At 54.8% G+C, this 23,314-nt stretch carries 18 protein-coding genes; 11 read left to right on the forward strand and 7 right to left on the reverse strand.

Annotation, left to right across the window (positions count from 1 at the left end):
* Window positions 1-66 precede the first annotated feature (66 nt).
* From LAQ73_RS15985 to LAQ73_RS16010, 7 genes are all read left to right on the forward strand, one after another.
* A complete protein-coding gene (locus LAQ73_RS15985) occupies window positions 67-1,965 on the forward strand; it encodes an ABC transporter substrate-binding protein (RefSeq protein WP_224270992.1) in 1,899 nt (632 codons plus the stop codon).
* Between the two features lie 347 nt (window positions 1,966-2,312).
* On the forward strand, window positions 2,313-3,737 hold the full coding sequence (locus LAQ73_RS15990; protein ID WP_224270993.1) for a right-handed parallel beta-helix repeat-containing protein: 1,425 nt from the start codon (window positions 2,313-2,315) through the stop codon (window positions 3,735-3,737).
* A 112-nt stretch (window positions 3,738-3,849) separates the two neighbouring features.
* Complete coding sequence (locus tag LAQ73_RS15995) at window positions 3,850-5,085, forward strand: DegT/DnrJ/EryC1/StrS family aminotransferase (RefSeq protein ID WP_224270994.1); 1,236 nt, start codon at window positions 3,850-3,852, stop codon at window positions 5,083-5,085.
* 94 nt (window positions 5,086-5,179) lie between these two features.
* A complete protein-coding gene (locus tag LAQ73_RS16000; RefSeq protein ID WP_224270995.1) occupies window positions 5,180-6,523 on the forward strand; it encodes an aspartate aminotransferase family protein in 1,344 nt (447 codons plus the stop codon).
* A gap of 284 nt (window positions 6,524-6,807) precedes the next feature.
* Window positions 6,808-7,860, forward strand: a complete 1,053-nt coding sequence (locus LAQ73_RS17705) for an ABC transporter ATP-binding protein (RefSeq protein ID WP_317988522.1) — start codon at window positions 6,808-6,810, stop codon at window positions 7,858-7,860.
* Window positions 7,857-8,951, forward strand: coding sequence for an ABC transporter ATP-binding protein (locus LAQ73_RS17710; RefSeq protein WP_317988523.1), 1,095 nt, complete (start codon window positions 7,857-7,859; stop codon window positions 8,949-8,951). Before LAQ73_RS17705 ends, LAQ73_RS17710 begins: the two co-directional genes overlap by 4 nt.
* Before the next feature lie 23 nt (window positions 8,952-8,974).
* On the forward strand, window positions 8,975-10,324 hold the full coding sequence (locus LAQ73_RS16010; RefSeq protein ID WP_224270996.1) for a neutral/alkaline non-lysosomal ceramidase N-terminal domain-containing protein: 1,350 nt from the start codon (window positions 8,975-8,977) through the stop codon (window positions 10,322-10,324).
* Between the two features lie 51 nt (window positions 10,325-10,375).
* Here LAQ73_RS16010 and LAQ73_RS16015 read toward each other — a convergent pair whose 3' ends face one another.
* Together LAQ73_RS16015 and LAQ73_RS16020 are read right to left on the reverse strand one after the other, a co-directional pair.
* Window positions 10,376-11,371, reverse strand: a complete 996-nt coding sequence (locus LAQ73_RS16015; protein ID WP_224270997.1) for a Gfo/Idh/MocA family protein — start codon at window positions 11,369-11,371, stop codon at window positions 10,376-10,378.
* Window positions 11,368-12,345 (reverse strand): Gfo/Idh/MocA family protein, encoded by a 978-nt coding sequence (locus LAQ73_RS16020; RefSeq protein WP_224270998.1) that lies wholly within the window; start codon window positions 12,343-12,345, stop codon window positions 11,368-11,370. Before LAQ73_RS16020 ends, LAQ73_RS16015 begins: the two co-directional genes overlap by 4 nt.
* 740 nt (window positions 12,346-13,085) lie before the next feature.
* Here LAQ73_RS16020 and LAQ73_RS16025 point away from each other — a divergent pair.
* The 3 genes from LAQ73_RS16025 to LAQ73_RS16035 all read left to right on the forward strand — a co-directional run bounded on the left by LAQ73_RS16025 (window position 13,086) and on the right by LAQ73_RS16035 (window position 16,325).
* On the forward strand, window positions 13,086-14,768 hold the full coding sequence (locus LAQ73_RS16025) for an amidohydrolase family protein (RefSeq protein WP_224270999.1): 1,683 nt from the start codon (window positions 13,086-13,088) through the stop codon (window positions 14,766-14,768).
* A gap of 87 nt (window positions 14,769-14,855) precedes the next feature.
* Window positions 14,856-15,230, forward strand: a complete 375-nt coding sequence (locus LAQ73_RS16030; RefSeq protein ID WP_224271000.1) for a RidA family protein — start codon at window positions 14,856-14,858, stop codon at window positions 15,228-15,230.
* 93 nt (window positions 15,231-15,323) lie between these two features.
* The gene (locus tag LAQ73_RS16035) at window positions 15,324-16,325 is read left to right on the forward strand and encodes a zinc-dependent alcohol dehydrogenase (protein WP_224271001.1); all 1,002 of its coding nucleotides are present in this window, start codon (window positions 15,324-15,326) and stop codon (window positions 16,323-16,325) included.
* A 41-nt stretch (window positions 16,326-16,366) separates the two neighbouring features.
* Here the strand turns inward: LAQ73_RS16035 and LAQ73_RS16040 are convergent, their stop codons facing one another.
* Both LAQ73_RS16040 and LAQ73_RS16045 read right to left on the reverse strand, forming a co-directional pair.
* On the reverse strand, window positions 16,367-17,914 hold the full coding sequence (locus LAQ73_RS16040) for a sulfatase family protein (protein WP_224271002.1): 1,548 nt from the start codon (window positions 17,912-17,914) through the stop codon (window positions 16,367-16,369).
* Window positions 17,911-18,687 (reverse strand): sugar phosphate isomerase/epimerase family protein, encoded by a 777-nt coding sequence (locus LAQ73_RS16045; RefSeq protein ID WP_224271003.1) that lies wholly within the window; start codon window positions 18,685-18,687, stop codon window positions 17,911-17,913. The genes LAQ73_RS16040 and LAQ73_RS16045 overlap by 4 nt, the downstream gene beginning before the upstream one ends.
* Window positions 18,688-18,797: 110 nt before the next feature.
* On the opposite strand from LAQ73_RS16045, the gene LAQ73_RS16050 reads away from it, so the two are divergent.
* Window positions 18,798-19,781: a carbon-nitrogen hydrolase family protein gene (locus tag LAQ73_RS16050; protein ID WP_224271004.1), complete on the forward strand. Its 984-nt coding sequence runs from the start codon at window positions 18,798-18,800 to the stop codon at window positions 19,779-19,781.
* Between the two features lie 68 nt (window positions 19,782-19,849).
* Here the strand turns inward: LAQ73_RS16050 and LAQ73_RS16055 are convergent, their stop codons facing one another.
* The 3 genes from LAQ73_RS16055 to LAQ73_RS16065 all read right to left on the reverse strand — a co-directional run bounded on the left by LAQ73_RS16055 (window position 19,850) and on the right by LAQ73_RS16065 (window position 23,300).
* The gene (locus LAQ73_RS16055; protein ID WP_224271005.1) at window positions 19,850-20,716 is read right to left on the reverse strand and encodes an SDR family NAD(P)-dependent oxidoreductase; all 867 of its coding nucleotides are present in this window, start codon (window positions 20,714-20,716) and stop codon (window positions 19,850-19,852) included.
* A 144-nt stretch (window positions 20,717-20,860) separates the two neighbouring features.
* Entirely contained in the window at window positions 20,861-22,027 is a 1,167-nt protein-coding gene (locus tag LAQ73_RS16060) for a mandelate racemase/muconate lactonizing enzyme family protein (protein WP_224271006.1), read from the reverse strand.
* 97 nt (window positions 22,028-22,124) lie between these two features.
* Complete coding sequence (locus LAQ73_RS16065) at window positions 22,125-23,300, reverse strand: hypothetical protein (protein WP_224271007.1); 1,176 nt, start codon at window positions 23,298-23,300, stop codon at window positions 22,125-22,127.
* Window positions 23,301-23,314 lie beyond the last annotated feature (14 nt).

Below are 23,314 nucleotides of genomic sequence, written 5' to 3' on the forward strand. Positions count from 1 at the left end.
CTGATGTATATATAGACGTAATATCAGATAACTATATGTAGGGTTGCTTGTCTTCTTTGGTAGAGTATGTCAGACAAGTCGTTAGATCAGGGACGCCGTAGCTACGTGTCTCGGCGAAAAATGCTTGCATTGTCAACGGGCCTTGCCGCCGGACTTGCCGGGTGTGGTGGGCAAAATGACCAAGCTGCAGACCCAGACGGAAATTCAACCGATACCAACGGTACCGGTGGAAGTAGTACCGACAACGGTGAGACGAATCAAACCATTGAGTTAGCCGAGTCGACGTTAAAAAGTAGCACCGAAGAGCTACTTGAAGACATCAACTGGAACCGCTACTCACGAAATATCGCCTTCTCGCGATGGTTCTTCGCGTACCTCCAGAGCAACTACATCACAGGTGATACCTACAATTGGCTCCTCGAAGATTTGAGCTACGACAAAGAAGCTCTTGAAATGACGTACAAGTTCAAAGAAGACTTCTACTGGCACGACGGGACGCCGGTTACCGCTGAGGACTACTACAACCAGCAGGAAATCGACCGCCTGATGGATCCCGAAGGGAGCGACATTGAGTCTCACGAGCTCGTTGACGACTACACCATGGTCGCAAAGCGGAAAAAGGAGCTCAACCCGATTCTTATCGGCGTCGAAGAAAACCGGCTATGGACGCGACGTGATAAGAACCGCGAGTGGCTCGAAAAGTTCCAAGACGTCTCTTCGCAGGCTGGGCGCGACGAGGTCATCGCCGAACTGACCGATCACAAAGTCTCCACTCAAGAGTTCAGAGACGAAGGTCTGGCAAACTCAACGTTCAAACTGAAGGAGTGGAGCGAGACGGAGGTCGTCTTAGAGAAGTTCGACCAGCATCCATTCGCTGACGATGTCAACTTCGACACGCTGACGTTCAAAGTCTGTCGGGGTGGTTCTTGTGACCAGTTAGTCATTAATGATCAGGTGGACTTCGACGGAGGGAAATTCGATTCAAATCTCCAGGGTGCATCACCCGATAACCTCCAGACGCTCTCGAACGTCAGGGGAATCAACGGCCGGTCGCTTGTATTTAACTACGGCGACAACGAGCACTTGGCTCGCAGAGGCGTCAGACGTGCGTTTACTGCGCTATTGGATTTCGACAAGATGGCGGACATCTTCGACCGCAAGTTCGTTGCGAAAAATCAGACGGGGCTTCCAGGACACCTCGAAGCGCAGTACCTCGGTAACGATTTCATCGACAATCTAATCCAGTACGACATGGGCTCCAACGAGGAACAGGCGACGCAGTTCCTTGAGATGGAAGGATACTCTAAGGAAGGCAGCAAGTGGGTCGATGAAGACGGTAAGGCCATTGATTTCCACATCTCGACGGATTCGACTGAGACGATGGCCGCCTACGGCAAGTCGATGCAAGAGCAACTCAACGGATTCGGTTTTGATGTTGAGTTCACTACCAAAGAATCTGGGACGTGGTACCAAGACTTCCTCGCCGCCGAGAATGGTGACGTGTTCCCGTTCGTCCATGGGTGGGCGTCTAACGAACCGCTCAACTTCTACGACTACAGCAACCACTACAAGATGCGACTCGGCACCGGTGGAGAAGTCGAGCAGTGGCTCGCAGATGGCGAAACGCACTCGCAGGTGAACGGGCGGCCGCTCACTCCGACGGTTCCCGAAGAAGTCGGTGCACTCGAAGTTGAGGGTTCGGGGAGAGAACTCAACCTCTACCAGTTAGTTGAAGACCTCAAAACGGCACAGACGATGGATGAGACGAAGTCCGTTGTTCGTGACCTTGCATGGTACTTCAACTACGACCTGCCGCTCATCGATACGTTCGGTGCAGAGTCGGCAATGTGGGGAGACACCCAGAACTGGGAGTGGCCCTCGAGAGATCACAACGCTTGGTACCAAGCCTACGGCGGGTACTGGGAACACGTCCGCCGTGGTCTCGTGAAAGCCAAAGAGGTCTGATTAGGACTTCACGGTTATCGAATCACCTCACTCGTCAGTCACCATTTTCACGGTCGGGTTTCGCTGTACGCAGTTTAACACTCCACCGTACTTCGAATCACAATTAGCGACTGCTCTTCCATCTAATCCAGTCCTCAGTCTAGAGATGAACAAGCGAGTGCCCTGGGGCTTGACCCCAAGGCGGCTCGCGGACTTTTCTGAAGGATACAGAAGCATTCTCCAGATACTTATAATATATTATCTAAGACATTGACTCAAGATAAGAAATAACTATGACTATAGTAAACATAAAAATCCGATAAAGATTTAAATACTCTAGCCACAGTGTGATAGTCGGTCACACAAGAATGACTGTAGAAAGAGAATTATCTGAGACAGAGAATAGTGACAAAGTCTCTCTGAAGGCCGAGTCTGCTCTCACGGCTACGAAACAAAAACTCGGGCGACGATCGTTCTGCCGAGCACTTGGAGCGGCGTCCGCAAGTGCGTTTGTGGCGAGTGGATCTGCGGTAGGTGAAACCAGCGGCATCTCCAGTAGTGACGACGACCAGTACGACAAGGTCGTAAACATCGTTGAGGACTACGATGCAGATCCAACCGGGAACGAATCAGTTAACGATGCGTTCGAGGAGGCAGTTGGGAAAAATACGAAAGTCGTCTTCCCTGAAGGCGTCTATCTCTTTGATAGACTCTCGCGATTCTACGAGGCCGAGAACACAGCAGTGGTTGGAGAAGGCGATGTCACGTTCACGGTCCCGGATGGGTATGATTACTACATCTTGTCGCTGCGGGGGACTGGTGTCCACTTCGAGAACGTAACCATCGACTACACAGCGCCAGAGACAGACGCTTCAGTCGCTTTCCAGAGCGATGATGACTTCCTCGTCAAGGACGTTCATTTCAAAGGTGTCCGCGACGCTGACGGCGGGTCGAACTTCTGTTTGCTCGCCGCAGTAACCAGCCCCGAAGGTGAAGGTGTAATTGAATCTGTTCAGTGCCCCGATGGCGCGAAAGACCGAGTCCGAAAAGGTGGCATGTGGCTCTATCGGAGCCACTCAGGAGCATTGACCATCAATCGCTGTTCGTTTGAAGGCTTCTCTGACAATGGCATCTACGCCTCAGGTCCGGGCGGCCGAGGAAACGGGCCAGTTCGTGTTGAAAACTGCTTCTTCCGTAATAACAACGTCTCGAACATCCGACTAGGAACACCTGGAAGCTACGCCGAAAACTGCACCATCATCGTCGACGGTGACGGGGCGACACTTTTGCCTTGGTCTGGTGAATATGGTAACAGTCGTGCAGTGTGGCTCTGGCATGATTTCGACGGCCATGTCGCAAACTGTGACATCCTTCTCAATCATCCGTCGGGCAACGGTATCCTCTACCGACCCGAGACGTCCGTCGCCGGCGACGTCTCTAACACCCGTATCGAGATCAACGCCGATGGACGCCACGCTATCTGGGCGCGCTCGGATGGTGAGGACCTGCGCTTCGAAAACATCCACGTCAGTGGAACGGCGTCGAACGACTCCGTCGTTAACCTGACCGACCGCAACGCGACGTTCGAGAACTGCTGTATCGAGCAAACGGGTGAAAGCCGCGACGGGTTCGATTTAAACGGATCGGCTGTTCGCGTCTACAATACGAACCTCAGCGTGACGGGTGAGAACTTCGATACTGACGCTGACAGCAGCTATGAGACAAAGCGGCTCAGCGAGAATGGGGGATGTGCGCTTCCAGAACTTGACCAATCGGAGGAATCGTCTACCTGACTCTTCAACCGGGTTTCGATTAATGCGTGTCGGTTATCGAATTACTAATATACCCATCTATTGAACGATGTTATCACTTACCGAAACCCGGAGACGGGTGACTCGATAGCCTATGGCAAAACTAGCACTCAACGGCGGGTCCATGGCGGCAGCCGACTTGGAGATCCCGCGCTGGCCACAGTGTACAGAACAGAGCCGCGAGAACGTTCTCGATGCGCTTGAATCAGAGCGATGGTGCCGGGTTACTGACGGCGCGAACTGGGTTGACCGCTTCGAGGCGGAGTTCGCTGAATACCACGACGCCGAACACGCAATTGCGGTCTCAAATGGTACCACCGCCATTGAACTATCGCTGCGCGCATGTGGACTCAAGCCCGGCGACGAAGTGTTGGTCCCCGCCTACACCTTCATCGCAACAGCAAGCGCCGTCGCCTGTATGGGTGGTGTCCCTCGATTCGTCGACGTCGACCCAGAGACCTACAACATGGACCCCGAGTCGGTGCGAGAGAACATCACCGATCGGACCGTCGGTCTCGTCGGTGTCCATTTCGCAGGCTATCCAATGGATATGGATGAACTCACTGCCATCGCTGATGAGCACGGGCTGTTCCTCATTGAAGACTCAGCACACGCACAGGGTTCAGAGTGGCGAGGACAGAAGGTAGGTACGTTCGGCGAGTTCGGGACGTTCTCATTCCAGCAGTCGAAGTCACTGCCAGCGGGTGAGGGTGGTATCGTTGTCACAGACGATGAGCTACTTGCCGAAGAAGCCAGACAGGTCCACAACATCGGCCGAGCGGTTGGTGAGCCAGGATACAAACATTACATGCTGTCTTCGAACTACCGGCTCTCAGAGTTTCAGGGAGCGTTGCTCAGCGCACAATTAGAGAAACTCCCTGAAGAAAACGAGCGACGTCGACGAAACGAGAAGGTCTTGATCAGTGCGCTTTCGGATATCGACGGTATCTCGACGAAGCCCGAGGACGACCGTATCACGGCGCGGGGGTACTGTATCTTCAACTTCCGGTATGATGAAGAGGCATTCGGCGGTGTCTCCCGGGACCGATTCATTGAGGCGCTCAATGCAGAAGGTGTTCCGGCACGAACTGGCTATGAGCTTCCGTTGTACAAGCAACCCGCATTTTCGCGTGAGCAACTGAGTGCGCTGGTGCCGCCAGGTACTGACCTGCCAGTATACCGCCACATGCATCTCCCTGGTGTCGAAGAGGTTCGACGGACGAACGTGACGCTTTCACACAACGTGCTGCTCGCAGGCGAGGACGGCGTCCGAACCATCGCTCGTGCAGTGGACAAAATTCACGAACACGCAGACGAGCTTCGCGACTGACAACGACGATCAAAGCGTTCGTCCTCGATTTTTGGACTGCTATGTGGCGTGTGAGCGAAGCACTTATTTTGTCACACTCTGTCTCCGTTTGATAATGGTACGGAGTTTGCAGTCTCACACAGACGATAGGCCGCTTAAGCAGTCACGTGAACTCACCGAGCGAGCATCGAAGGTAATCCCTGGTGCAACACAGACTGCAAGTAAAGGCCCGACGCAGTTCGTTCAAGGCGTTTCTCCTACTCACATCCAACGTGCACAAGGCAGCCATGTATGGGATGCTGATGGCAGCGAGTACATCGACTGCGTGATGGCGCTCGGTCCCGTCCTTCTCGGTCACAATTACCCGGCTGTAACTGAAGCCGTCACCGAGCAACTCACCGATGGCACGATGTACACGATGGAGCATCCACTCCACGTCGAAGTCGCAGAATTATTGACCGAAGTTATTCCGTGTGCCGAGATGGTGCGCTTCGCTAAGAACGGCAACGACGTTACGACACTCGCCGCAAAAGTAGCGCGAGCACACACCGATCGCAACGTCATCGCAACGCAAGGGTACCACGGATGGACAGATGTCTGGATGGGTGATCACCCGAACCTCAACAGGGGTGTCCCCGAAGCCGTTGGGAAACACACCGAGCGCTTTGAGTACAACGACATTGAGAGCCTCGAACGGATCTTCGATGAGAACCCCGGCGATGTCGCGGCTATCGTGACGACGCCCGTGAATCTCGATGCACCCGAAGATGACTTCCTCGAACAGTTACGTGAGATTGCTGACCGTGAAGGTGCAGTGCTCGTCTTCGACGAGATACTCACCGGCTTTCGGTTCTCTCTCGGCGGTGCACAGCAGTACTTCGGCGTCGAACCGGATCTAGCGTGCTTTGCAAAGGGCATGGCCAACGGCTACCCAATCTCGGCACTCGTCGGTCGAAGCGATGTCATGAGTACGATTTCGGACAGTGACTTCGTGTACTCGATGACGTACGCAGGAGAAGCGCTCTCGCTTGCAGCGACGAAGGCAGCAATCGAGGTTCAACAGCGCGAAAACGTTCACGAACACATCTTCGAGCAGGGGAGCAAACTCGTCGAAGGGTATGATGAGCTTGCCTCTGAGTACGGACTTGAGGGCGTGACTGGTGTCAACGGCTTCTCGCCACGATTCAAGATGTGGTTCCGCGACGAAGACGGCAACGCAGATCGTCTGGCGAAGAGTCTGTTCATGCAGGAAGCTCACAAACGAGGCGTCCTCTTCACTGACGGACACCTTCCGTCTTACAGTCACAGCGATGAGGACGTCGAAATCATGCTCTCGGTCTACCGAGATTGTATGGAGATTTTGGCTGACGCAGTCAAAGAAGACGCCGTCGAAGATTACCTTGAAGGAGAACCGGTGGGGGCAACGCTACGAGAGCGAACTGGCGAAGATCGCTCCTGAGGACCTCCCAGCCGTTAACAAACTCCCATACAGAGAAGCGCAACCAACAACCGCGAACAGTGAATCCAAACAGTCGCGTGGTTTCGATGTTTGACCGCTCGATACTGTCAGATCAATCAAACACACCAAAAGGTATATTAGCAATTGACACACCCTGTTACTACAGTGCACATGGACCGTGACCTCGATGCTGCGTCTCGGTTACCGGACCCCTCACAAGCTATTGGGAGGCCAACGCAACTATCCGGCCAAAAACTGCCGAAGGAATTCGGCGGGAGTGTCGAATGAGCCTACAAGAAAATCAAACAGACATCAACGTGAGCGACCCGATCCTCGAAATCCGGAACCTGAGCGTTTCATTTGGAATGGACCGGGGAGAATCGGTAGTACTCGACGACGTGAGTTTCGACATCGAACGAGAGGAGATACTCGGAATCGTCGGCGAGAGCGGATCCGGAAAATCAATGTTCGCCTCAGCATTGCTTGATGCTGTCGTCAGTCCTGGCGTGACAACCGGCGAGATAACGTACTACCCGAAGAAAGGCCAGCCAGTCGACTTACTCAATTTAGATAGCGACGAACTCCGCTCGATTCGCTGGGAAGAGATTTCGATGGTGTTCCAGGGTGCAATGAGTTCCTGGAATCCGACGATGAGTATCGGGGCTCACTTCGTGGAGACACTCAAGGCCCACCACATGCCGGTCGATGAAGGCATGGACCGCGCATACGAGCTCCTCTCTGATCTCTATCTTGACCCCGAGCGCGTCCTCGAATCACATCCACACGAACTCTCAGGTGGGATGAAGCAACGGGCACTCATCGCCCTTGCGATGGTACTTGAGCCGCGTGTACTCGTAATGGACGAACCAACCGCTGCTCTCGACTTGTTGATGCAGCGTTCGATCATCAAGCTCCTCAAGGAAGTCCAAGAGAAGTACGAAATAACACTCATCTTCATCACGCACGACCTCCCACTTGTTGCGGAACTCGCCGATAGACTTGCCGTGATGTACGCCTTCGAATTCATCGAAGTCGGTCCGACCGAGGAGATACTTCATCGAGGTGCCCATCCGTACACTCGTTCGCTGCTCAACGCAACACCAAACCTTGCAGCAGCAGTCGACGAAATGCGTCCTATCGAAGGTTCAAGTCCTGACCCTGTCGACCAGCCGACCGGTTGTTCGTATCACCCACGTTGTCCGCTCGCTACCGACGAGTGTGTTGAGACAGAACCGCCGTTCCGAACCGTTGACGATGACCACCAGGCTGCCTGCTACCACTGGGAACAGTCCGAAGATGCAATCCCGATAAGCGGTGCGGAGGGGAGACAACAATGAGCGCAAAAGGCGAGCCGTTGTTGAAACTCGAAGATGTTGAGGTCCACTTCGAGAACGGCGGCGGGTTGCTCAACATGTTTAGCGACTCTGAGACAGTCTATGCAGTCGATGGTGTCTCACTGGAGATTCCTGAAAAGCAAGTCATCGCACTCGTCGGCGAGTCTGGGTGTGGAAAGACAACGCTTGGAAAAACAGCGATCGGCCTGCAACGTCCAACTGGCGGCCGAGTAACGTACCGTGGACAAGATATCTGGGACGCGAAAGATAAGAAAGGCGACGTCGAGATTCCCTACACAGATATCCGACGTTCGCTCCAGATTATCCATCAGGACCCAGGGAGTTCGCTCAATCCGAACGTGAAGGTGATGAAGTCACTCACCGCACCGCTTAGAAAGTGGCAACCCGGCCTTTCAAAGGACGACCGGCAAGCAAGGGTCCTTGGTATGCTTGAGACTGTTGGAATGTCTCCACCACACGACTACGCTGGCCGATATCCCCACCAACTCTCTGGCGGCGAGAAACAGCGTGTCGCGTTGATTCGTGCGCTGTTGATGAATCCAGACCTCATCCTTGCCGACGAGGCCATCTCGGCACTTGACGTTTCACTGCGTATCGACATGATGGACCTCTTCTTGCAGTTGCGCGATGAGTTCAACACCTCGTTCGTTTCAGTGTCGCACGACCTTTCGAATGCACGGTATCTTGCCGAAAAGGCCGACGGACTCATCGGCGTGATGTACCTCGGCAAACTCGTCGAAATCGGTCCAGCAGAACAAATTATCGAAGACCCACGTCACCCGTACACGCAGGCACTTCGATGGGCGACCCCAGACCTTTATCCCGATGAAATGGACGACGAACTGCCAATGCGAAAAATCGACATTCCCGACCCGAAAAATCCGCCGACCGGCTGTCGATTCCACACCCGCTGCCCATATGCTCGAGAAGTCTGTGTTGAGTCAATTCCCGAGCCACAACGCATCAGCAATGAGCATCTGGCAGCGTGCTACCGCGAGAACAACACTCATCCCTACTGGAGCAGCCCCGAACTCGAAGACGAAGCAGAACTGCAGACGCCCGGCCGTAACTGAGACTGCAAGACGATACTTTTGATATGACGTTTACACCATCAACGCTTCCGCACGAGGCACAACTCTCTGCGGGGAGTGCTACAGAGGATATCACACCGACCGAAGCAGTACCAATGAGTGGATATGGCGCGCGTGAGGGGCTTTTTGAGAGTGTCCACGACCCATTGATGGCTACTTCGGTTGTACTATCCGACGGTGCGACGACTGTCGCTATTGTCTCAGCAGACCTTCTCAACGTGTCACGTGAACTCACCACCGCGGTCCGCTCTCAGCTCACCAACGAGGGCGTCGAACTCGATGAACTCCTACTGGCGGCGAGCCACACCCATGCAGGACCGTACATCCCGGCGCGAGCACTTGATGCGACTCGCTCGCTCCGTGTCGAAACGGACGTCTCTGAGTCACTGACAACGATCACTCAGCAGTTCGTCAATGTGATTGTTCGCGCTCACAGCCGCCTCGAACCAGCGCAGATTCGCGTCGGGCAAGCGAGTGAGAGAGAGGTTCCAAACAACCGCCGCGCGTCCGGCGGTGTCAGTGGCAACGTCCGCGTCCCGTACGGACCGGTTGATTCGGATGTGACAGTGGTCCTCGTTGAGACAGCGACTGGCGAAGAAACGGTGATCTATAACTTTGCGTGCCATCCAGTCTGTACGACACCCGATGAGTACGCGCTCTCTGCAGACTGGCCGGGATATACACGACAACGAATTGAATCTGAGCGTGATGGGATGCGAGTGCTGTTTCTAAACGGTGCGGCGGGCGACATCAACCCTGCAGGAAGTATGGAGAGACGCACTGGAAAAGAAGTGTATGAATATATGGAACAGGTTGGCACACGTGTCGGCGAGACTGTTCTCGAAGCGATCGCAGACGCCGAAGCCTCGGAGGCGATTTCGACCGCACCCATCTATACTGACGATCTCAATGTTCGCTTCCCAGTGAAAACAACACCACCTCGGGAACGTCTCGAAGCCCGACTTGAGGCACTCGACAGTCAGCTTCGGCAATTAGAACGTGACGGAGACGAAACTGGGCGGACGAAACTCGGTTGGGATCGGCGCTACGTCACCGACTTGCTCGCTATCGCCGACTGGGATGCGCGCTGTCTTCCGAACCGACTTCCCTACATCGAAGTTGGAGATAGCGGACTGCTTGGTATGCCAGGTGAAGTCCTTACCCAACATGGCCTTGATTTCAAATCACGAGCGCGCGTCGACACCCTACTGCCTGCAGGATACGTCAACGACTACGTTGGCTACATCCCAACACTCGCCGACCTCGAAAACGTTGGTTACGAAGTTCGGACAATGAAAATCGCCCCAGAAGCCATCGGCGAGTTCCGCGAAGCTTCTCTCGACCTGATTCAATAGCACAAGCAGTCAGTCCGTCAAAAGTCGGCGAAACTGTCCGTTGCAGTACTCCTACTTGTAGTTGACTTTGACAGCTTCACCTCGCTCGGCGGATTCGTAGGCAGCTTCCGTAACGGCAACAGCGTCGACTCCCTCTTGACCTGTCGTCTGGGGGGTATGACCCTCCCGAACAGCGTCCGCAAAGTCCGCGAGCATGCCCTTATTGGCGTTATCACCCCAGAACACAGAATGAATTCCAGCGCTTTCGTCTCTATCGTCGATATGTCTAAATGACTGTGCAAAGCAGTCAACGGCAACGTTCGCGTCGGTACCGAAGAATTCGACAGTTGCGTCACCCCATCTGTCAGCATTCTCTGGGCGACTCCATGAACCATCGAGTGAAAACTGCGTTCCGTCGGTGAGCGTCATCGAAAGTAGATTGATATCTTCAACCGGCAGGTCATAGAAGCGTGTCGCTGTCTCAGCGTATACTTCTGCAACGCGTTCGTCGGTCAACCAGTGGACGAGGTCGACAATGTGAACGGTGTGGTCCATCACAGCACCGCCGCCAGATTGCTCGGGGTCGACGAACCAGTCTCCCGGCATCTTCCCACGGTTCGTTCCCGAAACCGCTTGGATGTCCCCGACTCTTCCAGCATCTAGCTCGGACTTTGCTTCCTGGACAGGACGGCTAAACCGAAGGGGCATCGCCACGCCGAGTGTGACGCCTGCATCTGTACAGGTGTCGACCACAGCACGGGCCTCATCGACGGATCGACCGAGTGGTTTCTCCGAAAGCACATCGACACCTGCTTTGGCGGCACGCTCAGCCCACCAGTGGTGGTCAGCGTTCGACGAACAGATAATAACCCCGTCAGCCAGATCGAGCAATGTGTCGATACTTTCGTAGCTCGTTTCGTGTTCGACCGCAAATTGCTGTCCTCGCTCGGTATCATTGCCAGCAATACCGACAAACTCGACGCCGTCTAACTCTGAAAGCAGTGGCGCATAGACGTCCGCGTGGAGATGCGCTGTCGAGAGGATACCGAGACGAACAGACGTAGTCATCTGTCTACCTCCTCGATAGCGACCGGTTTTCCTGTCTCGACAGATTGTTTCGCGGCCAGTGAGATACGAAGCGCCTCGATGGAATCTTCGATCGTTGCGGGCGGTTCGATTCCCGTTTCGCGGTTTTCCAGGAATGTCTCGAACTGCCGCTGGTATCCATTGGCCCGTACTGGGTTCGAGATTTTTGTCCCATCGGTATCGCGAATCGTCACTGCCGCCGCACTACGATCGATTTCGACGACGCCGTTATCGCCTGCAAACTCGTGCTCACTCGTGAGGCCCTGTCCTTCGGGCAGTCCCCATGACGCCTCTACGTAGCCGACTGCACCATTCTCAAATCGAAGTGTCGCGTGTGCGTGTTCACCGTGGTCCCAAACATTGCTGCGAGCGAATACGCGGTCGATATCACCGAATATCCACCGGAGATAATAAAAGTCGTGAATCGCGAAATCGACAAGTGCGCCACCACTTTGATCACGGTCAGCATACCAGTTTCCGTGACCCCAGGCGGGGAACTCCGAGAGACGTCGGGCACGAGCGACACCTGGAGTTCCGATACCACCATTGTCGACTACCTGCTTAATTTGCTCGTATTGTTGGAAGAAACACACTACGTGGCCAACCATACACGAGATGCCCGTCTCGTCAACAACGTCTGCAATCGCCTGTGCGTCGACAAGCGTGTCGGCGAGTGGCTTCTCGCAGAAGACGTCAAGGCCGCGTGCTGCGGCAGCCTCGACAACCGACCGGTGTGTTGGAGTTGGAGAGCAGACATCGACGATATCGAGAGCTGCGTCATCGAGCATTTTTTCGGTCGACGTGTAAGGTTTTGCGTCAAGGTCTTGCTCGTCGATGAACGTCGTGGCGGTGTTTGGGGAGGCGATACCGACGATCTCTGCTTGGTCGATACGGTTGAGGGCGTCGACATGGGTTTCAGCCATAAACCCACTACCGACTATGCCGATACGTACCATACACCGTATGTTCGGGGGGGTATCAAAAAGGTTCAGGTGGGAACCGATCAAATTCTAATAGCATATAAATGACAGTAATGGGACAAGAATAGCAAAATAGCGACGGAACACTCAAGGTGTGTGCTCACATCGGCGTGAGATGAAATGACACACAATTACCGTAGTTCATTGCGATTATCTCAACCGAGCCGCTGTAATGAGCAGTACAGCGATTTCTTGGTTCGGTCTGACTGCGAGATATGGCCATTCCGAGATCGGAAGGTGACGCGATGAGTAATCGCCCTCCTGGTGGTTGTTCTGACTGGTCCCGACGCCTCTTGTTGCTTCAGGGTGTCGCAGTCTTACTACCGCTCATAGGCGTCTTTTTGTTTCTTAGCGTCACCCTTGGAGCGCCCCAGCAGGGCAGTCCACTAAGCAACCCATCGACGTGGAATCCACTCATACTCGGAGTAAGTGTTCTCCTGATGGTATTTGGGGCCTATCTCAACTACCGTATTCGCAGTGAGATGCATGAGCCTGAAGAGACGTCTCAACTTCCACCGCAGTTTCGATCCTACAGATCTCAACAGACCGACGGAAAACCGACGTCTACTGCTGAGTTCACCGTCTCCGAGAACGAGACTCGCTGTTCGAACTGCGGTGCCGTCGACGAGAGCGACTACAAATTCTGTGGGAAGTGTGGTGAGAAACTGAGGAGCGTAAACACTTAACATGCTCTGCCAGAATGACCACTGTATCGAATGATAGACAGCCACTTCCACCTCTGGACAGAGGATAACTCTACGTCTGCAAAGCGCGCTGAACGTGCCAATCAAGTCGGTGAACAAGCCCAAACACTCGGCGTCGATCGTATTTGTCTCATCGGCGAACGCGGCGATTCGATAGAGAAATGTCGCGAGTACAACCGCGTCGTCGCAAAATACGTTGAGGAGTATCCGGACCTCTTCTATGGATGGGCACGAGCAAGCCCGCTGTGGGGTGAAGACAGCGTCCACGAGTTCCGCCGTGCAGTCGAGGAAGACGGCCTCATGGGCCTGAAACTCTACGCGCAAGCGTTCTTAGACGACCCAGAAGTCGAACCACTTGCGGAGGCAGCTGTTGAGATGGACGTGCCCATTATATCGCATGTCTCACAGAAGACCGAACGCGGTGAGCGACTCCCGAAAGAATCGTTCTCCGAAAACGTCCGCGGACTCGCCGAGTCGTTCCCGAAACTCAAACTCATCTCCGGGCATATCGGCGGTGGTGGATTCTGGGAGTATCGTATCAAAAACATACAGGACGTCGAAAACATCTACCTCGACACGAGCGGGAGCGTCTGCGATGCGGGACAACTCGAGATGGCTGTCGAATATCTCGGCGTCGATAGGCTCGTATTTGGAACTGATACGTGGGTGCTTCCTGGCGTTGGCAAGCTCCGTGGCTCAGACCTCACACCGGAGCAGAAGGCACAAATCGCGTACAACATGGAGAGTCTCATCCCAGAGACAGTGCCGAACAAACTCGACGAAGACAAAATCGCTGCTGGAAGAGAACGTGCTCGCGAGTTGTTCGAACAGTATGAAGAGCCTCGCAAGGAGCATATCGTTGATGCGAACGCTTACCTCGGTGATTTCCCGTGGCGGTCACTCGATGCCGATGTTGAGGACCTCCGCAAGCGTATGGACCATGAGGGCGTTGATCGCGCTGTCGTCTCCTCTATCGAGGCGGTGTTTTATCGGAACTGCCACAAAGGGAACAAAGAACTGGCCGCTCGGATCGAAGGCCATGAGGACCGCTTTGTTCCATTCGCTACGATAAACCCGACGTATCCGGCGTGGCGCCGCGATCTCCGCGAATGCGTCGAAGAGCTCGGTATGCAGGGCGTTCGAGTCTTCCCCGCGTACCACGACTACGATATAGATTCCTCCGAGGTAGACGAACTGATGGAACTCTGTGCAGAGCTAGATGTCCCCGTCATGTTCGTCGCAACGCTCGAAGATCAGCGCCAGCGCCATCCGAGATTCGAAATCCGCGATGTCGAGGCAATTCGGAGCAAACACTGGGATCCAACGCACATCGACCAGTTGATTCGTGTCCTAAAGCGGACGCCAGAGACAGATGTCATTGTCGCCAATGCATGGAATCAAGCGGGTCGTATCGTCAAAGAGACGACAACCTCGTACCCGACCGGCGTCCGTTATGACAATTTGGTCAGAGACGGTGAAACGATGTTTGTCTTGGACGACCTGCTCATGTTCTTCCTCTACCAAGGTGAGGAGATCGTACGTGACATCGGCGTCGACCGTTTGGTGAGCGGGTCGAAATTGCCGTTTCTCACCTTCGATTCACACTATATCTACACTGAGCAACTCCCAGTGTCAGATGAGCAGCGCGAGCGCGTGAGCAGCAGAAACATTCTCTCACTCCTCGGGGAAAAGTAACCTCCTCTCGCCTACGGTGACACACCTTCGCAGACGATAAATGCTAAAGAGTGTCGAAAGAACACGAGACTGCAACAGAGACAAATCATGGAAGAAATACATACCGACGACGCACCAGCTGCTATTGGCCCGTACTCACAGGGAATCAAAGACGGGGGGAAAATCTATGTCTCCGGACAAGGCCCGGTTGATCCCGAAACAAGTGAAGTCGTCAGCGACGACATACAAGAACAGACTGAGCGGACACTCGAAAACGTCGAGGCGGTACTGAATGCGGCTGGAAGTGGACTCGAAAACATCGTGAAAGCAACCGTCTTTGTGACGGATATGGCAGACTACGATGCAGTCAACGAAGTGTACGCCGAGTACATGAGCGACCCATTCCCGGCCCGCAGTGCCGTCGAAGTTGCAGACCTTCCCATCGATATCGGTGTCGAAATCGAAGTTATCGCGTCAGCCTGACCGACGCGTATTCCACTCACTTTTGTCTTCCCTACAGTCAGAGTTCTCTCCCCCCAGAGCTATGTCTTCGTAGTTCGTCCTCCAGGGCAGCACATGTCGAACCCGATAGTCGTATTCTCCGAACCAGGAGTGGTAACCATCGAAACCCAAGATGTCCCAGAACCGAATCCCGACGAAGTTCTCATCGAAACACGACGGACACTCGTCAGTACGGGTACCGAACTCACGATTCTCGGCGGTGAGTTTCCGCCGGGGTCGAAGTGGGCTGGCCACGTCGAGTACCCGTTCGTGCCCGGGTACAACAACATCGGCGAAGTCATTGCGGTCGGCGAAGACGTCGAGACAATCGACGTTGGACAGCGCGTCGCAACTTACAGCTCTCATGCTGCCTACGTCGTCGCAGATGCAGAGGACTGTCGGCCTGTGCCCGACGGCGTCGGAGACGTTGAGGCGTCATTTTTCACTATCGCAGAAATCGTCATGAACGGTGTGCGTCGCGGCCGCCTAACGTGGGGCGAAACCACTGTGGTTTACGGTCTTGGACTGCTTGGCCAACTCGCAGTTCGGTGCGGTCATGTCGCGGGCGCACGGCCGGTAGTTGGTATCGACATCGCTGCCTCGCGGCTCTCGTATCTCCCAGAAGTGTCGTCGATTGACGGTATCAATCCGACAGATGAGGACACGGCAAGTGCTCTCAAACGTGCAGCGAACGGACGACTTGCGGACGTCGTCTTTGAGGTTACTGGCAACCAGAACATCATTACGGATGAATTTGAGGTGTTACGGGACCAAGGACGGTTCGTCGTTCTCAGTAGTCCACGCGGCGAAACAACCCTTGATCTCCACGATCACTGTAACGGACCAAGCTACGAGATTATCGGTGCACACAATTCCTCGCACCCGTCAGTGGCAACACCGAACAATCCGTGGACACAACAGCGACATTGCGAACTGTTCTTCGACCTGCTGCTTGATGGGTCCTTATCCGTTGAGGGGTTAGTCAGCCACGAACACTCGTATGAGGACGCACCGGCGCTGTATAACCGCTTACTCAACGATAGAACCGACGCAATGGGCGTCCTGTTGGAATGGTGAGTCGGCTGTCGCCGTCAATAGCAGCGGTGGGAACGACCGCGTCAATGCGACGAAAGCTGTTGAGCGTGGCGGGACACCAACTCATCAGCACGATCACTCCGTCCAGTCTTACGTAATCGTTCGAGATATCTCGGGAGTGGGTTACGTACTCGAACGTGATATGGGCCACCTTCAGCGATAACCTGCCAGATAGGGTCGGCGACGCCGCTTGGCGTCAGCGGATTGCCACCGTTTTCGTCGCAAGCAGCTTCGAGCAGTCGTGCGTCTGTCCACTGGCCCAGTTTCGCAAAACCCGTCTCTACGACCTCCGGGTGTGACCCGGCGAGGTTCTCCGTCTCGTGGGGGTCACTTTCCAAATCGAACAGCATTACGTCGTCGAGAATCGTCTTATAACCGTCGTGGTAGGTGCGAACAAACAGCCAGTGGTCCCAGCGAACGCTCCGTTGAACGACGTGGGCGCTTTGCCCAAAAACGAGATACTCACGCCCTATGGATTCACCGTCAGTTACCGAACTTGCGAATGACTGGCCGTCCCATCGCGTACCGGGTTCACCGCCGACGAGTTCCGCTACGGTTGGTGCGAGATCAACATTGTAATGGAAATCATCGTCAACGCCAGGTTCGACGCTAGGACCACACATCACGAGTGGAACGTTACAGGTATGTTCATCAGCAGTCTGGTGGTCGCCGTAGACGTTGAGTTCACCGAGATTCTCACCGTGGTCCGCTGAGACGATGACGAGTGTTTCCTTGAAGACACCTGCCTCCTTCAGACGGGCGAGAATCACTTTCAGATGTGTGTCCATGTAACGGACGCCGACGTCGTACCCATCGACCCACTGTCTGAATGCTTCCCGAGAGTCGATTTGGAATGTCGTGGGAACCCGCAGTACATCGTTATCTGGCTCGAATCGAGTGCTCTCATCGGAGAAATGAAACGGGTCGTATGCACTGTGGGGGCCTGCATGACTCAGATGTTCATCGATTTGCTCCTCGGTAAGCCATTCAGGTATCGGATCATCCTCAAACGGATTGCCGAACTCAGCAGGCGTAGCGTAGGGGGTATGGGGGTCCCAGAAGTTGACGTGCAGAAACCAGTTTTCTCGGTGAACGTTTCGATCGAGCCACGATTCGACCTGTGGTAATACCTCATCGGCCGTCGGCTGCCACAGACCAATACGCTCGTCATCGCCGGTCGCATTGTGGACTTCGCAGAACCCATCAGTAACAGGCCACGCCGCATGTCGCTCAATGAAAGGACTAATCGTGCTTGTATAGTAGCCCTGTTCACGAAGCGCCCACATCCAAGATTTCCAGCCATCGTGATTGCGGAATATTCGATGGCCACCGAGTGGACGGGCATCAGCGTTTATTCCACCGTGGTTAACGAGACCAGAGTGGATGCCAAATCGAGAGGCAAACAACGCTGACCGAGAGGGAAGACACGGAGCATCCGATGCATAGTAGTTCGTGAAGCGCCGTCCTTCTGCAGCGAGTGCATCAATCGTCGGCGAAGTGTCTCGGTCATACCCATAACACCCGAGGTGATCAGGTCGAAGTGAGTCGACGTCGACGTATAGAATCTTCACGACTGTGATGCGAGTTCGTCGCGAAGGTTAGCAAACGCTGATGCGCCGTGTTCGAGTGACGCAGTAGCATCGTCGGGACGGCCAACTTCGCACACTAGCCATTCAGCACCGCCGTCGGCTGCAGCGGCCGCACACGCGTCAATATCGACCACACCAGTTCCGAGATCAGCATGAATCCGGTTCTCCTCGCTTGGGTCTGTGTCGGTGAGATGGACGACCGGCGCGTTACCTTCGACGAGTTCGAGAAGTTGAAGCGGGTCGTAGCCGGCGTTTGTTGCGAGGCCAACATCTGGTTGGAATTTGAACCGGCCATCAGCGTGGTCAACAAACGTCTCAAAGGCAATTTCGCCATCAACCTCGTCGAATTCGAAGGTGTGGTTGTGATAGCTGAGTTCGATGTCATAGGCGTCGAGTTCAGTAGCGACACCAGCGATTCGGTCAGCAGCTGCCTCAATGCCTTCGCAGCTTTCGAACGCCTCTCGTTCATACGTCGGAACAACGAGTCGATTGCAGCCGAGATGCTCACAAATCCCGACGACTTCATCGAAAGACGATTCGAGACGTTCGATACGGATGTGTGCACCCGCAATACCGAGATTACCCTCATCAAGTGCGTCCGTCGTCTGCACAATTCCTGCAAGCGTGAATGCGTCGAACTGTCGGTCATAGAACTCGACACCATCGAAAGCAGTCTCACCAACGAGTTCAGCGAGGTTCCACGGCGGTTCGTCAAGGTTCTTCAAAGTGAACAGCTGTATTGCTGTCTGTACCATGGAGTATGGCTGTCGTCCGCTATCAAAATGTTTTGGGGTCTGTTGCCACCCACCGCGACTGAGAACGACTGTCGTGTATACTTAAGTTTCCGTCGGCCAATTGCCGAACAATGCGGCGAACAAGAGTGCTCTCTTACGCACTGAACCCACCGTTAGAGGCAGAAGACGGCGACCGTGTAGCTACAAACCTTGATCTGGTACTTCGACTGCTTGACGACGCGGAAAAATACGATCCGAACTTTGTCTGCTTCCCTGAGTTCATTCTTCAGCTCCGGTATCGACGTGACGGGCTCAGTCGAGACGAGGTTGCACAACCGATTCCAGGTGCAGCGACCGATGCCGTCGCCGAGAAAGCCGCAGAACTTGGCAGCTATGTGTTCCTTCCGATGATTCAGCGCGACGGTGATGATCTCCGAAACGCAGCCACGTTTATCGGACCAACTGGAGAAATCGTGGGTATCGCCCACAAGTTCGCACCGACTATTGGCGAGATGAACGACGGAACAAAGCCTGGCGAGGATGTGAAAGTGTGGAAGACTGAATTCGGACGTGTCGGTGCGTGTATCTGCTGGGATGGTCGATATCCAGAACTCGGCGTCCGCTTCGCCGAAAAGGGCGCAAACCTCGTCTTTCACCCAACTACTGCCAAGTCCTACCAGCACTTCGAGACGTGGGCGAAATACTACGGCTACCACGTCGTAGCCTGCGACAAGACGGAAGCCCGGACGCTTACTCCGACTGGCACACGCCTTGGTGAAATCACCGGTCATATGGGCACACCCTCAGTTAATCTCGGAGACGACGCGTCTGCAGGCGTCTCGTTCGCTATCGTCAATACCGATTGTGGAAGTTACGGCCGCTATCAGAACCGAGAGACGGTCAATGCCATACGTGAGAGATATGGCGGTGACATAGCGTTTCACGAACTTCCCGAGGTTGGAAACATTGTCGTCGAGTCACTCACTGATGATTGTTCCATCGAAGATCTCGAAGCTGAATTTGAAATGGAGACAATGCTCGACTACGAGGAACGGACTCGGAAGCGAGTGTTCGAAGAAAGCGAGCAGTCGCCGCTACTGCCGCCTCGGGAGTGAAGCGACGTACGCTACATCCACTGTCTGTAGGACCCCACAGAGGTCGAATTCACCGTTTTCTGTTCCAGCTATTTTTCTGATGCCCTCGGGTCGTAGATGGGTCGTTCATCGATACCATACACACGACGTTCAAGCGTTGAATCGAGTCCAGCAGTGAGGCCGCCGTCGACAACGAGGTTTGTTCCAGTGACGAACGACGACATATCTGATGTTAAAAACAGCGCTGCGTCTGCGACTTCCTCGGGCGCGCCGAAGCGTCCAAGCGGATACTGGTCGAGCCACTCATCGTGAATCGAGCGAGTGTCGTCGCTCGCCTCCGCCGTCTGGTCTCGTTTCATCTCAACTTTTCGCTGGTCAGTCTCGATAGTCCCTGGTGAGAGGACATTCGACCGGATGCCGAATCGCCCATACTGTGTGGCGATGAGCCGTGACAGTGACAGAAGTCCGCCCTTTGCTGCCGAATAGGCAGTAAGGCCGATGCCAGTCAATGCATTCACCGTGCCCATATGCAGGATTGATCCACCGCCACTTTCGACCATCGCCGGCAGCGCCGCGTAGGTACAGCGATAGTGGCCAGTGAGATTCACTTCGATATTGCGTGCCCACGTATCAGGGTCAACGCGATGGAGATTGTCGTCGTCAATGGCACCACCGGCGTTGTTTACGAGTACGTCAACGCTTCCGAACTCGTCGACGGCGGCGGTGACCATCGCATCGACGGCGTCCTGGTCGGTGATGTCGCATTCAACGCTGACGCACTGACCGTCCCCCACGCCGTTGAGGTCGTCTGCAACTGGTGCTATACGCTCGGTCGAACGTGAGCAGATGACGAGATCTGCATCCGCCTCGGCGAAGCGCCGCGCAACTGCCCGTCCGATGCCCGAGGACGCTCCAGTGACGATAGCCGTCTGGTTCGAAAGTACTCCCGCTGTCATTGTCGCTCGGTTCTTTCAGCGCACCCCTAATGACTCTACCTGCCAGTCGACCGCAACGGCTATCGAAAGCCGACGTACAACACGAAACTTGAGATCACATCGACACAAGGCAGAAATTCACGACTGAAGTCGTGGGTCGATGCTTCAAACCGTAATCGCGTACTCTTCGAGTTTGTCGTAGTCGATATCAACGCCGAGACCAGGAGCGTCTGGGACCGTCATCATACCGTGTTCAACGCTAAACGGTTCGGTAACGACGTCATCTGCCCAGCCTTCGTAGACCGAATCCGGTGGAAGCGTAAAGCCAGGGATGCCGTAGACGGCGTGCAGCACGGCTGCGGTACGGACTCCGAGATCGAATGCACAGTGGTGCGTCGCCGGGAGACCAGCGTCCTCTGCGATAGCGGCCTGTTGCCGAAGTCCAGCAATTCCACCCGCGGGCGTCATATCGAGGACGGCGACATCGGCGGCGTCAGCTTGGATGAGCCGACGAAGGTTATTCGGGATGTATGTATCCTCGTTCGGCGCAATAGGTTGGCGAGTTCGAGAGCGGAGGGTAGCAAGCGACCCATGGGCGTTAGTCGCAATCGGTTGTTCAACATATTCGAGGTAGATACCAGCGTCCTCTAACATCGCACAGACACGGACTGCCTGGTCAAGTGTCCAACCTTGATTCGGGTCAAGCCGAAATGCGAGTTCGCCGTCGACGGCCTCGTCCATCGCCTCGATACGTGCGACGTCAGTGCGCCAGTCGCGTCCCGCTTTCGTCTTGAGCACACCATACCCGTCATCGCGCACCCGCCGGGCTTTTTCGGCGGACTCCTCCGGAGAGAGGATGCCGAGACAGTACGCCACCTCTATGCTGTGAGAGTCCTCGTAGTCGGCCATGTGTGCTCGGTGGCGTCGTTGCGTCTGTTCTGGGGCAGTCCAGCCGCCGAGCAGTTCGTAGATGGGCTTTTCGAGTGCCTTCCCGACGATATCCCAGCAGGCAATCTCGATAGGGGCGAAAAACAGTTCGACGTTTGTGTACTCGATAAACAGCTGTCGCCGAAGTTTCTCAAGTTCGAACGGTGATTGGCCCGTCACGAGCGGCCCAATGCCATCTTCGATAACGGAGACGGTTGCTGCCGGCGAGAGAAACACACGAACCTCACCCCACCCCGATATGCCCTCATCAGTATCGACGCGAACAAGCACGCGGTCCATTTCATGCAGTTCGTTGTGATTCGTCACATATGGCGCGATGCCGCCGTCTTCGAGCGGTACAAGTGGTACGTTCACCGGATACGCCGCTACACCCGTGATTTCCATACTCGGTCGTCGCACAACCGCACGATAAAACCAATGGTCAGATGAGTTCTCTCGTCTTTGCAGCGAGATCCACTGAGCAATTCTTGTGCAGCTGTCCTCATCGGTCGACGAAGACGTCTTCGAGCCACCCAAACTGAGCGTCTGTAAGCAGACTATGATGGTAGACGAAAATACGGCCATCTGTTTCGCTCCGAACTGAATCAACCATCGTTCGGAGTTCGGCCTCGCTGCTGAGTAGAGACGGATCAAGAGTGAGTCCGACGTCCACGGGGAGGTGAGTCGTACGCTGGAATGTTCGGATTAGATCACTTGCAACGGCCGGGTCAGAGACGTAACAGAGGGCCGTCACGCGGTCGAGATGTGGTTCGAGCGCCGAGTATTGGATACCGCTGGCCCACCCCGAACCGGGAGCTGTGCCGAGTGGTGTCGGCATATCGTAGTATGTGAGTGTTGACTTTCCCGCAGCGTCGGCGAGACGTTCGACAAACTCAGTGACAACATCAGCACGGAAATCAAAGAGGTCTGCAAGGTCGTCGTGTTCTTGGACGAGCGCGTCAAGCGATATCGGATCTGAGTGTGGTGTCTCGAGGGATTCGGAGACGAGTTCACGAACCGTCGTCTGTGCGATGTCGAAATCGACCGTATGTGACTCCGCAGCGGCCGCACATCCATCGCAGAAACACTGCGAGAAGAGTAATTCTTCAGTCGGAGAGGTGAGCACCTGCCGCTTATCGTGGCCATACTCTACGCCGTGGCTGTGGAAGACACTTGGGTAGCCAACGGATTCAAGTTGGATATCGGCAACGCCGCAGTCGACTACTGAGGCAACGACGGCAGCGAAATACTCGCGGACTTCTGGATGCGACGGACAGAACGCATGGTCGTGCGCATCGTCGAACGCACTTTCAATCCGGTACTGTGGATTCGCAGCACCTAATCGAGTATTGTGAAGACAGACCGTCCACGCGTTGACTGAAAGTCCACGGTCAGATGCCGCATCAACGATGTCTCGAAGCGGGTCTTCGGTTTCTTCGATATCATTCTGTATCGGTTCAATGGTGGTCTCAGCAAAACGGTCTGCTTTCGGTTCAAAGTAACACCCGCCAGCGCGCTTCCGAAACAGCTTCGAGTCGTTTCGTGGCTCAAGTGAGCGAACCGAGTGGTAGTGGCTTGCGACGTTGATCGCGTCGAACCCGGAGTCGTCGATTCGCGCAAGCGACTTGTCTATCCCCCCTTCGAACAGCGTCCATGGATAGGTCCAGAGCGCAGGCATACTCGCTCATTAGC

The sequence above is a fragment of the Haloprofundus salinisoli genome, assembly GCF_020097815.1.
Taxonomy (GTDB): domain Archaea; phylum Halobacteriota; class Halobacteria; order Halobacteriales; family Haloferacaceae; genus Haloprofundus; species Haloprofundus salinisoli.

Bases quoted from the DNA above. Each gene is read 5' to 3' on its own strand.
- LAQ73_RS17705 (WP_317988522.1), top strand. From the start codon at position 6,808: ATGAGCCTACAAGAAAATCAAACAGACATCAACGTGAGCGACCCGATC.
- LAQ73_RS16045 (WP_224271003.1), bottom strand. From the start codon at position 18,687: ATGGTACAGACAGCAATACAGCTGTTCACTTTGAAGAACCTTGACGAA.
- LAQ73_RS16000 (WP_224270995.1), top strand. From the start codon at position 5,180: ATGGTACGGAGTTTGCAGTCTCACACAGACGATAGGCCGCTTAAGCAG.
- LAQ73_RS16030 (WP_224271000.1), top strand. From the start codon at position 14,856: ATGGAAGAAATACATACCGACGACGCACCAGCTGCTATTGGCCCGTAC.
- LAQ73_RS16020 (WP_224270998.1), bottom strand. From the start codon at position 12,345: ATGGTACGTATCGGCATAGTCGGTAGTGGGTTTATGGCTGAAACCCAT.
- LAQ73_RS16015 (WP_224270997.1), bottom strand. From the start codon at position 11,371: ATGACTACGTCTGTTCGTCTCGGTATCCTCTCGACAGCGCATCTCCAC.
- LAQ73_RS16060 (WP_224271006.1), bottom strand. From the start codon at position 22,027: ATGGAAATCACGGGTGTAGCGGCGTATCCGGTGAACGTACCACTTGTA.
- LAQ73_RS16010 (WP_224270996.1), top strand. From the start codon at position 8,975: ATGACGTTTACACCATCAACGCTTCCGCACGAGGCACAACTCTCTGCG.
- LAQ73_RS16025 (WP_224270999.1), top strand. From the start codon at position 13,086: ATGATAGACAGCCACTTCCACCTCTGGACAGAGGATAACTCTACGTCT.
- LAQ73_RS15985 (WP_224270992.1), top strand. From the start codon at position 67: ATGTCAGACAAGTCGTTAGATCAGGGACGCCGTAGCTACGTGTCTCGG.
- LAQ73_RS16035 (WP_224271001.1), top strand. From the start codon at position 15,324: ATGTCGAACCCGATAGTCGTATTCTCCGAACCAGGAGTGGTAACCATC.
- LAQ73_RS15990 (WP_224270993.1), top strand. From the start codon at position 2,313: ATGACTGTAGAAAGAGAATTATCTGAGACAGAGAATAGTGACAAAGTC.
- LAQ73_RS15995 (WP_224270994.1), top strand. From the start codon at position 3,850: ATGGCAAAACTAGCACTCAACGGCGGGTCCATGGCGGCAGCCGACTTG.
- LAQ73_RS16055 (WP_224271005.1), bottom strand. From the start codon at position 20,716: ATGACAGCGGGAGTACTTTCGAACCAGACGGCTATCGTCACTGGAGCG.
- LAQ73_RS16065 (WP_224271007.1), bottom strand. From the start codon at position 23,300: ATGCCTGCGCTCTGGACCTATCCATGGACGCTGTTCGAAGGGGGGATA.
- LAQ73_RS17710 (WP_317988523.1), top strand. From the start codon at position 7,857: ATGAGCGCAAAAGGCGAGCCGTTGTTGAAACTCGAAGATGTTGAGGTC.
- LAQ73_RS16050 (WP_224271004.1), top strand. From the start codon at position 18,798: ATGCGGCGAACAAGAGTGCTCTCTTACGCACTGAACCCACCGTTAGAG.